Origin of the sequence: Actinomadura sp. HBU206391, assembly GCF_014323665.1 — a bacterium.
Taxonomy (GTDB): domain Bacteria; phylum Actinomycetota; class Actinomycetes; order Streptosporangiales; family Streptosporangiaceae; genus Actinomadura_C.
On sequence record NZ_JABVEB010000195.1, the window covers coordinates 1 to 10242 of the forward strand.

General features: G+C 70.5%; 9 protein-coding genes. 2 read left to right on the plus strand and 7 right to left on the minus strand.

What is annotated here, in order from left to right; translation table 11 throughout:
• Window positions 1-765 (minus strand): enoyl-CoA hydratase/isomerase family protein (locus HKK72_RS30590; RefSeq protein ID WP_187237912.1); only part of this gene is annotated, 765 nt, incomplete at its 3' end.
• Window positions 766-818: 53 nt separating this feature from the next.
• Window positions 819-2015 (minus strand): CaiB/BaiF CoA transferase family protein, encoded by a 1197-nt coding sequence (locus HKK72_RS30595; protein ID WP_187237913.1) that lies wholly within the window; start codon window positions 2013-2015, stop codon window positions 819-821.
• A gap of 215 nt (window positions 2016-2230) precedes the next feature.
• Between HKK72_RS30595 and cutA the strand changes: the two genes are divergently transcribed.
• Both cutA and HKK72_RS30605 read left to right on the plus strand, forming a co-directional pair.
• Window positions 2231-2569, plus strand: a complete 339-nt coding sequence (gene cutA, locus HKK72_RS30600) for a divalent-cation tolerance protein CutA (RefSeq protein WP_187237914.1) — start codon at window positions 2231-2233, stop codon at window positions 2567-2569.
• A gap of 254 nt (window positions 2570-2823) precedes the next feature.
• A complete protein-coding gene (locus HKK72_RS30605) occupies window positions 2824-3663 on the plus strand; it encodes an oxygenase MpaB family protein (RefSeq protein WP_315987532.1) in 840 nt (279 codons plus the stop codon).
• A gap of 103 nt (window positions 3664-3766) precedes the next feature.
• Here HKK72_RS30605 and HKK72_RS30610 read toward each other — a convergent pair whose 3' ends face one another.
• From HKK72_RS30610 to HKK72_RS30630, 5 genes are all read right to left on the minus strand, one after another.
• Window positions 3767-4066 (minus strand): metal-sensitive transcriptional regulator, encoded by a 300-nt coding sequence (locus HKK72_RS30610; RefSeq protein ID WP_187237915.1) that lies wholly within the window; start codon window positions 4064-4066, stop codon window positions 3767-3769.
• Window positions 4067-4208: 142 nt separating this feature from the next.
• The gene (locus tag HKK72_RS30615; protein WP_187237916.1) at window positions 4209-4826 is read right to left on the minus strand and encodes a histidine phosphatase family protein; all 618 of its coding nucleotides are present in this window, start codon (window positions 4824-4826) and stop codon (window positions 4209-4211) included.
• A gap of 74 nt (window positions 4827-4900) precedes the next feature.
• Window positions 4901-6013, minus strand: coding sequence for an alanine dehydrogenase (ald, locus tag HKK72_RS30620; protein WP_187237917.1), 1113 nt, complete (start codon window positions 6011-6013; stop codon window positions 4901-4903).
• 1380 nt (window positions 6014-7393) lie between these two features.
• Window positions 7394-8500: a glycerate kinase gene (locus HKK72_RS30625; protein ID WP_187237918.1), complete on the minus strand. Its 1107-nt coding sequence runs from the start codon at window positions 8498-8500 to the stop codon at window positions 7394-7396.
• Between the two features lie 301 nt (window positions 8501-8801).
• The coding region (locus HKK72_RS30630) for a molybdopterin cofactor-binding domain-containing protein (RefSeq protein ID WP_187237919.1) at window positions 8802-10242 on the minus strand (1441 nt) is incomplete at its 5' end.

Here is a 10242-nt window from a genome sequence, read left to right on the forward strand (position 1 = left end):
CCAGGTGGGGCGGTCCTTGCCGAGGAAGGACCGGACGGCGCCGTGGAAGTCGGCGCTGCCGAAGACGGTGGCGACGATGTCGTCGCCGTCCGGCAGCGCGGCCCGGCGCAGCCGGCGCACCGCCTCCTTCGCCGCCCACATCGACAGTGGCGCGTGGCTCAGCAACCGGCTCACGACCTCGTCGGAGATCTCGTCCAGCCGGTCGTCGTCGCACACCTCGGCGACGAACCCGGTCGCGTGAGCCTCGTCCCCCGAGTACATCCGGGCGCGGAGCAGCAGGTCGAGAACACGTGCGGGGCCGAGGTGGTGGACCAGCAAGGAATAGGTGTTCATCGACAGGCAGTTCCCGAGCGTCCGCGCGATGGGTACCCCGAACTTCGACCCGTGCGTCGCGATCCGCAGGTCACACGCCGCGGCGATGGCCAGCCCGCCGCCCACACAGTGGCCCCGTACGACCGCCACCGTGGGCACTCGGACCCGTTCGAGCCGGTCGACGATCCGCTCGATCCGCTCCTCGTAGGCGACGCCGTCGGCCCCCGAGCGGAACTCGGCGAACTGCCCGATGTCCGTACCCGCGACGAAGGCCTTCTCTCCGGCGCCGCGCAGGACCAGCGCCTTGATGTCCGCATCGGCGTCGGCCTGCTCGCAGGCCTCGTACAGCCCCTCGTACATCGCCCAGGTCATGGCGTTGTGACGATCGGGCCGGTTGAAGACGACGCGCTGGATCGGACCGTCCCGCTCGACGAGCAGCTCATCCGTGGACATGGGATCTCCTCGCACTGGAATGACGGCGCTCCTGCTGTTCCGTACCGGCTCGGTCATGGACCGGGCCGCAGACCGGCGATCTCGTCGTCGCCGTAGCCGAGATCGCGGAGGACCGCCGCCGTGTCCGCACCGAGCCGCGGCCCGGCCGGGCCGCGCCGGGGTGGGGTCGCAGAGAGTCGCATCGGCGAGCCGAGCTGCCGTACGTCGCCCATGACGGGATGCTCGGCGTCCCAGAAGAAGCCGCGCCGCGTCAGGTGCTCGTCGGTGAACACCTGGCCGTAGTCGGCGATCGGCGCGCACGGCACCCCCGCCGCCTCGAGCGCCGCCACCACCTCGGCCGTGGTCCGGGTCATGGTCACCGCCTCGATCGCCGGGATCAGCTCGTGCCGCAGGGCGTGCCGGTCATGCGCGTCGCCGTACCGGTCGTCGTCGCGCAGTCGGTCGAGACCGAGCGCGTCGCACATGCCGGTCCAGGTCTTGGGCGAGATCGCCCCCACCGTGCACCAGCCGTCCGACGTGCGGATGGCCTGATACGGCGCCGTGCTCTGGTGCGCGGAGCCGAGGGGGCGGCCGACCTCGCCGGTGGCGAAGTACTTACCGGCCTCCCAGATCGCCAAGGAGACCCCGGCCTCGTACAGGGACAGGTCCACGAACTGTCCCTCGCCGGTGTGGTCGCGGGCCCGCAGTGCCGAGACCGCGGCCAGGGCGGCGTAGAGCCCGCAAACCAGGTCACAGACGGGCACACCGACCTTGACCGGCCGGCCGTCCGGCGTGCCGGTGATGCTCATCAGGCCGCCGCGGGCCTGCGCCATGATGTCGAGCCCGGCCAACTCGGCGAGCGGGCCGTCCTGTCCCCATCCCGAGATCGAGACATAGACCAGCGCCGGATTGACCGCTCGCAGATCCTCGTAACCGAGACCGAGCCGGCGCAGGGCTCCGGGCCGGAGGTTCTCGACGAGGACGTCGGCGCTCTCGGCCAGGCGGAGCATGGCCTCCTTGCCCGGCGCGGACTTCAGATCGAGGGCGACCGACTTCTTGTTGCGGTTGAGCCGGGCGAAGGGAGAGCTCTCCCCGGAGACGAAGGGGCCGGTCGCTCGGACGGGATCACCACCGCCGGGATTCTCCACCTTCACCACCTCGGCGCCGAGATCGGCGAGCTGCATGCCGGCGAATGGGGCGGCCATGAAGGCGCCCACCTCGATGACTCTGATGCCGGAAAGCGCCGCGTCCCCTGCTTGCTCGGGGGTCATCCACACCTCGCTGGTTCGTCCATCCTGGTGACCGGGCGACGGTCGAGCCCCGCCGCCGGCCGTGAGGCAACAAATTTTGTCTACAGAAGATCCGGGTCGGCGGACAAGTCCGGGCGACCCGTGTGGTGTGCCATGGCCTACCACAGAGTTCTGGAGCGAAAACGGTTCAGGGGGGAACCTGCGGGCTACGATCATGCGGAGAAGGGGGGTGTCGCATGACCGAGGCCTACGTTCAGGTGACGACGACGACGGACTCCCGCCAGGAGGCGGCCGCGCTGGCGAAGTCGGCCGTTCGGGAACGGCTGGCCGCGTGCGCTCAGCTCGTCGGCCCGATCGCCAGCACGTACTGGTGGGAGGGCGAGATCGAGTCCGCCGAGGAGTGGATGGTGGTGTTCAAGACCACGGCGAATCAGTTCGAGGAGCTCGCCGGCTTGATCACGGAGAATCACTCCTACGACACCCCGGAGATCATCGCCACCCCGGTGGTTGCCGGCAGCGCCGACTATCTCGGCTGGGTGAGCGAGCAGACGATGGCCGAGGACGACACCGACTGACACCGGCCGGCACCGGCCTGACGGCGAGCGCCGCCCGATGCCGTCGGCCTCACCGCAGACCTCACCGCCCAGCCGATGCTTCCGTTTCGATCGTCGCCGTCAGCTCTTGACGCATGATCGCTGCGGAGTGGCCCGTTATCGGTGATGTTTCGGCCGTGTGACTGAGGTCATACCTGGGTAATATGTCGTTAATTAATACTGTATGCACGGCTTGAGGCAGCAGTGGGGGCCGTTCGGACGGAGGGGCGGACGCGGTGAGCGAAGATTACGGACTGTTCGGGCCGGGCTCGGTGACCTGGCGCGTCATGGGCGAGCCCGTGCTCATCGTGGGCGGGCTACGCGCGCTGCTGATCCAGGCACTGCACCCCCAGTCGATGTGGGGCACCGCGCAGAATTCCGAGCTCATGGACTCGGGCGCCGCCTGGGCCAGGATGGGGCGCACGATCGAGTTCGTACGGGTGCGCACGTACGGGACCACGGCCGAGGTCGAGCGGGCCGGCCGCCGGGTGCGCAAGCTGCACTCCAAGCTGACCGGCCTCGATCTGCGCACCGGCGAGACCTTCCCGATCGACGCCCCCGAGAACCTGTTGTGGGTGCACATGGGCGAGGTGGACTCCTACCTCGACGTCGCCCGCCGCGCCGGGGTGCCGCTGAACCGCGAGGACGCCGATCGCTTCGTCGACGAGCAGCGCCGGTCGGCCGAGGTCGTCGGTCTCGACCCCGCCGAGGTGCCCGCCTCGGTCGCCGAGATGAAGGCCTACTACGACGAGATGCGCACCAGGATCTGGGCCTGCAAGGAGGCGCGGGAGGGCCTCAGACGGCTGTTCAACCCTGCGGTGCCGCGTACGATGCTGCCGCTGAAGCTGGCCGCCCCCGGCATCGCCGCGCTGACGGTCGCCACGCTGCCTCGCTGGGCCCGCCGGATGTACGGCCTGCCCGGCCTGCCGACCTCAGATCTCACCGCGACGATGACGCTCAAAGCGCTATACCGCGGCACGCGCCTCATCCCCGAATCCCTGCGCTACTCGCCGGACGCCAAGCGGGCCCGCGCCCTCGAGCGAGCCGCCGCGGAATCGCTGGCCCTCGCGTCATAGACCACGCACCTGATGGCCGCGCCAAATGGTCCGCGTGCTCATAGTCCGCGTACGGATCGAGCGCAGACCGCTCCAGCCCCTTCGATGCGCTCGGGCGGGGTGGTCAGCCGCGGCGGAGGAGTCGGCCGACCGAGGCCATGAGCTCGGTGGTCATCTCCTCTGACTTGCCCGCCTCCGAGCCCTCCTGGACGCAGTGGCGTACGTGCCCGTCGAGCAGCCCGAGCGCCACCTTGTCGAGCGCCGCCTGAATCGCGCTGATCTGGGTGAGCACGTCGATGCAGTAACGGTCGTCCTCGACCATGCGCTCGATGCCGCGAACCTGCCCCTCGATGCGCCGCAGCCGTGTCGTCAGTTGATCCTTTGTCGCGGTGTAGCCGCGGGTGGGTCGGTCGGCCGTTGCCATCTCTGCCTCGCGCTCGTCAGCTGGAACCCAACCATTATGTGGGATCGAGCCTACCTAACCCCAGGGGGGTATTGGCGCAGGCAGCCGATGGACACAGGCGGGCGAGAACGAAGAGCCCTGCCCGGACCCGCTTCCGCACTGACTATCGCCAGGTTCGCAGTGGGTCGGGCGGGACGTTCCAGGAGGTGACGACGGGCCGGTCGTGCTCGGTGCCGAGCGTCGACAGCGTCCCGGTGCGGAGTACGAACAGTCGGCCGGCCGCGGGCTCCAGAGCGAGCCATCTGGCGGTCAGCACCCGCAGCACATGACCGTGGGCGACGAGCATGACGTCGCCTTCGGTCAGCGACGGCCGGACCTTGGCCAGCACGGCGTCGGCGCGCTCGCCGACCCGCTGCACCGTCTCACCCGGATGCTCGGCGTCACCGGGCACGACTCCGTCGTTCCACAGATACCAGCCCGGCCGCTCTTCACGGATCTCCGGGCTGGTGCGGCCCTCGTAGCCGCCGTAGTCCCACTCCCACAGATCCTCGTCGGCCTCGACGTTCGCGAGCCCGGCCGGCCCGGCGAGCTCGACGGTGCGCCGGGCGCGCAGGGCCGGGCTGTGGACGACTCTGATGATCTTCCGGCTGGCCAGTAGCGGGGCGAGGGCACGGACCTCCTCCTCGCCGCGCTCGGTGAGCGGAGGGTCGGTGCGCCCGGTATGCCGCCCTGCGCGGCTCCACTCCGTCTCCCCGTGCCGCACGATGATCAGTTCGCCCATGAACTCACCATACGGCCCCGCGGGGCGGGGCCGCCGTGTCGAAGTCGTCCGTGCCGCACGGGCGGAGCGAGCGCCTAGAGCAGGGAGTCCGCGGGGGTGTACGTCATGCCGTGCGCTTGGGCGACCTGGTCGTGGGTGAGCGCGCCGTCGTGGGTGTGCAGGCCGAGCGCCAGGGCGTGGTCGGCGAGGCAGGCGGCCTGCCAGCCCTTGTCGGCGATGGCCACGGCGTAGGGCAGCGTGACGTTGGTCAGCGCGTAGGTCGAGGTGTTCGGCACCGATCCCGGCATGTTGGCGACGCAGTAGAACACCGAGCCGTGAACCTCGTAGGTGGGGTCGGCGTGCGTGGTGGGCCGGGAGTCCTCGAAGCAGCCGCCCTGGTCGATCGCGATGTCGACGAGCACCGAGCCCGGCTTCATCCGCGACACGAGGTCGTTGGAGATCAGGGTCGGGGCCTTAGCGCCGGGGATCAGCACCGCGCCGATCACCAGGTCGGCGTCGAGCACCGCCTGCTCGATGGCGTAGCCGTTCGAGACGAGGGTCTTCAGCCGGCCCTGGTAGATGGCGTCGATGTGGCGCAGCCGGTCGACGTTGACGTCCAGGATCGTGACGTCGGCGCCCATGCCGACGGCGATCTGGGCGGCGTTGAGGCCGGACACGCCTCCGCCGATCACGACCACCTTGGCCGGGGCCACACCCGGCACGCCGCCGGGAAGCACGCCGCGGCCGCCGTTGGAGCGCATCAGGCTGTAGGCGCCAACCTGCGGCGCGAGCCGGCCCGCGACCTCGGACATCGGGGCGAGCAGCGGCAGTGAGCGGTTCGGCAGCTGCACGGTCTCGTAGGCGATCGAGGTCACGCCGGATCCGAGCAGCGCGTCCGTGCACGCACGCGACGCGGCGAGGTGCAGGTAGGTGAAGAGGGTCTGGCCCCGCCGCATCCGGTGGTACTCGTCGGCGATCGGCTCTTTGACCTTGAGAATGAGCTCGCCCTCGCCCCACACGGCGTCGGCCGACTCGAGGATCTTGGCGCCGGCGGCGATGTACTCCTCGTCGGGAATGGACGAGCCGAGGCCGGCACCGCGCTCCACGAAGACATCGTGCTGGTGACGCGTCAGTTCGTGCACGCCGGCGGGCGTGATCGCCACCCGATATTCGTGATTCTTGATCTCGCGCGGAACGCCGACCTTCACCTTGATCCTCCCGAATGCCTGCAGGTCATCCCCTCCAGGGTGCTGGCTCGGGCAAGGGCATGCCACCTGCAGCATGTACGGCCATCAGGCGACTTGATGACAGGGTGTAAGACGATCGGCGATGTGTGGCGTGACCTCGTGGTTCTTCGGCCAAGATCTATCTGGCACCGGCTTTACCCGCCGGACGGCGCCGAGACACCGGGCGCCACGGCGAGGCCCGCCCACCGCGGCGGCCCGTTCATCCGGACCGGTCGGCCAGAGACCAGCCCGGCAGCCACTCGTCGGCGACGGCGACCATCAGCTGTTCCGGCAGCAGTCCGGCCTGGCTGATGCAAGCTCCCGGCAGCGGCGCGGGGCGAACAACCGCATGATCACGCCAGCGGCGGCCAGGACGAACAACTGCATGATCACGCCAGCGGTGGCCGGACCAACAAGTGAGTGATCACAGGGGTGGCGGCAGGGTGAACAACTGCATGATCACGGGGGTGGTGAGCGCGCGAACAATTTCATGATCACGGGGGTGGGGCGGCGAGCGGTTGGGTGGTCACGGGGTGAGCGAAGTCGGGTCGAGCGTCTGCGGGCGGTGCGGCACCTGAGCCGGAAATCCGGCCCGTTGTGGATCCCGCAGTGTCGGACTCCCGGCTGCGGAGCACACCGTCCGTGATCATGCAGTTATTCGCGTACGACCCAGGTTCTGGGGTCGTTCTCGGCCGCCTGCCGAACCCCCCTTTGGGTCGGCGGGCGGTGTGAGACGGGAGCCCGCGCGGGAACAACTGCATCGTCACGGGGATGGTGGGCGTAGGAACAACTGCATCGTCACGGGACGGTGGGCGTGGGAACAACTGCATGATCACGGGGACGGTGGGCGAACGGCTGCGTGATCACGAGGCGACGTCGGGTCCGGTGCCTGCGGTGATGGGTCTACTGCTGCGGGGATTCCGCCGGTGTGGGACTCCCGCCTGCCGAGTACACCGTCCGTGATCATGCAATTGTGCGCGGTGGACCCGGGTTGGCGGTTGTAATCGGTCGGCGGCCGACGCCTCGTGGCCGGGCGGGATCCGCACACGCGGGAACAACTGCATGATCACGGGGGCGGTGGGCGCGGGAACGGCTGCATGATCACGGGTGCTTGCGCGCGAGCAATTTCATGATCACGAGGGTGGTGGGCGTGGGGACAACTGCATGATCACGAGGGTGGTGGGCGTGGGGACAACTGCATGATCACGAGGGTTGGGTGGGAACAACTGCATGATCACGGGTGTCGGTGGTGGTCGAACGGCTGCGTGATCACGGGTGCTCGCGGGGACGACTGCGTGAGCACGGGGTGGGCGCGGTCGCTGTGGTGGTGGTGTGGTGTTTGCGGCGGTGGAAGGGGAGTGGTCAGTTGGGGAGCCACTCGTCGGCGATGGCGACCGTCAGCTGTTCCAGCAGCAGTCCGGCCTGGCTGATGCAACGCTCGATGTCGGGCTCGATGTCGGTGAGCGCGTAGGCGGCCTGGATGCGGGCGCGGCGCAGCTGCTCGCCGGTCAGGCTGCGGCGGCCGGCCACCGCGACGACGGGGATGCCGACGCGGGCGGCCGCCCGGGCCACGCCGACGGGGGCCTTGCCGCGCAGGCTCTGTGTGTCGAGCGATCCCTCCCCGGTGACGATCAGGCGGGCGCCCTTGGCGCGATCGGCGAAGCCCAGCAGGTCCAGCAGGTACGTGATCCCCGGCTCGACCGAGGCGCCGAGGAGAGCCAGCGCCGCGAAGCCCACACCGCCCGCCGCCCCGGCGCCCGGCTTGTCGCGCGCGGCCCGGCGCGACGCGGCCTCGGCGAGGTCGGCCCACCGGCGCAGGCCCGCCTCGAGCACGCGTACGTCCTCGCGGGTCGCCCCCTTCTGCGGGCCGTAGACGGCGGCGGCGCCCTCGCGGCCCAGCAGCGGGTTGTCGACGTCGCTGGCGATGATCATCTCGATCCCGGACAGGTTCGCCAGCCCGCGTAGGTCGAGGGCGTGCAGAGACCGTAGGGCGGCGCCCCCTGGCGGCAGGTCGCTGCCGTGGGCGTCGAGCAGCCGGCCGCCGAGTCCCTGGATCATGCCCGCGCCTCCGTCGGTGCAGGCGCTGCCACCGAGACCGAGCACGAGGCGGCGCGCGCCCAGCCGGACGGCCTCGGCGAGCAGCTGTCCCGTGCCGATGCTGGTCGCGGTGAGCGGGTGCGGCCGCCCGTTCGGCAGATGACGCAGCCCGGAGGCCTCGGCGAGCTCGACGACGGCGGTCTCGCCGTCGACGGCGAAGGACGCGCGGACCGGCCGTCCTGTCGGCCCGCACACCTCCAGCTCGACCCTGCGGTAGCCGGCCGCCAGCGCCGCCTCGACCGTGCCGTCGCCTCCGTCGGCGACCGGCAGTACGGTCACGGGCACCGACGGGCGGGCACGGCGCAGGCCGGCAGCGACGTGCCGGGCCACTTCCGGCGCGCTCAGCGACCCCTTGAACTTGTCAGGGGACACCAGGACGTGCCCATCGGACGGGACCCCAGAGGGAGAGTCTGCGGAGACCACTGTCGACGCCTTTCACCGGGGGAAGTGTTCGTCTTCTGCTTACGCCACAACGGAACTATTTGACACCACGTACCGCCCGGATGGTGGGGAGACCGGATCGACATTGTTCCAGCGCTCGGGGCGGTACGGCCGCGCCGAGCGCCGACATCGGCCTACGGCGGCCCGATCGGCCCAGGTCAGGCCGGGTCAGTCAGTGCCGGGTCAGGCCGGGTCCGGCAAGTCGGGCCAGGTCGAGTCGGGCCAGGTGATGTCAGGGCAGGTGATGTCGGGCAGGTTCCCCTGTGACGTGTCCGGTGATGTGCTCGGGGCGGACCGGTACCCGCGTCAGCGGCAGGCCGGTGGCGGCGCGGACCGCGGCGACCACCGCCGGAGTCGAGGACAGGGTGGGCGGCTCACCGGCGCCCCGAAGGCCATAGGGAGCGTGCGGGTCGGCGTGCTCCAGGATCTGCATCCGCATCGGCGGCATGTCGAGGATGGTGGGGATGAGGTAGTCGGTGAAGGACGGGTTGCGGATGACGCCGTTCTCCACCTGGATCTCCTCCATGAGGGCGAGGCCCAGGCCCTGTGCGCTGCCGCCGAGGATCTGGCCCCTCAGCGCGACCGGATTGAGGATCTTGCCGACGTCCTGCACCGCGGCCAGTTCGACCACCTTGACGAGCCCGAGTTCGACGTCCACGTCGACGACCGCCCGGTGCACGCAGAACGCGAACTGGGTGTGGGAGTCGCCCTGACCGGTCAGCGGGTCCATCGGCCGGGTGGGCCGGTGGCGGAACTCCCGGGTCTCCTCGACCGGCTCGCCGCGCAGGACCTCGGCCAGGGTGGCGATCACGCCCTCCGACTCGGACACGACCTTGCCGTCGACGAGCGCGAGGTCCGCCGGCGCTCCGCCGGGCCGCCCGTCCGCTGTCAGGTACCGCTCGGCGAGCTCGAAGACCCGTGCCCGCACCGCCGCACAGGCGGTCCGCACCGCGCCGCCGGTCATGTACGACTGGCGCGAGGCGCTGGAGGAGCCGGCGGAGCCCACGCCGGTGTCGGCCGGGGCGACCGTGACCCGGTCGACGCCGAGCTCGGTACGGGCGATCTGCGCCTGGAGCGTGACCAGGCCCTGCCCCACCTCGACGGCCGCGGTGTGCACGAGCACGGACGGCTCGCCGCCCACCACCTCGAGCCGTACCCGGGCGGTGGAGTGATCGTCGAAGCCCTCGGAATAGCAGATGTTCTTGATGCCGATGCCGTAGCCGACCCCGCGCACGACGCCTTCGCCATGGGTGGTGTTCGCGACCCCGCCGGGAAGGCCGAGCAGGGCCGGTCGGCCGTCCTCGTCGGCGACGTCCGCGGCGGGGGGCGGCGGGAACGCGCGGACCCGCTCCAGCAGGTCGATCAGGGGCGCCGGCATGTCGACGACCTGGCCGGTGGCGATCGTGGACCCTTCGCTGAGCGCGTTGCGGATGCGCACCTCGACCGGATCGAGACCGCACGCCTCCGCGAGCCGGTCCATCTGGGACTCGTACGCGAAGCACGCCTGCACCGCGCCGAAGCCGCGCATCGCTCCGCACGGCGGGTTGTTGGTGTAGACCCCGTAGGCGTCGATCGCGACGTTCGGCACGTTGTAGGGGCCCGCGCCCAGCGAGGCCGCGTTGCCGACCACCGCCGGGGTCGACGACGCGTACGCTCCGCCGTCCAGGATGATC

Excerpts from the sequence above, each read along its gene's own strand:
- HKK72_RS30610 (WP_187237915.1), bottom strand. The coding sequence starts at position 4,066 with ATGGCAACGGCCGACCGACCCACCCGCGGCTACACCGCGACAAAGGAT.
- cutA (WP_187237914.1), top strand. The coding sequence starts at position 2,231 with ATGACCGAGGCCTACGTTCAGGTGACGACGACGACGGACTCCCGCCAG.
- HKK72_RS30595 (WP_187237913.1), bottom strand. The coding sequence starts at position 2,015 with ATGACCCCCGAGCAAGCAGGGGACGCGGCGCTTTCCGGCATCAGAGTC.
- HKK72_RS30615 (WP_187237916.1), bottom strand. The coding sequence starts at position 4,826 with ATGGGCGAACTGATCATCGTGCGGCACGGGGAGACGGAGTGGAGCCGC.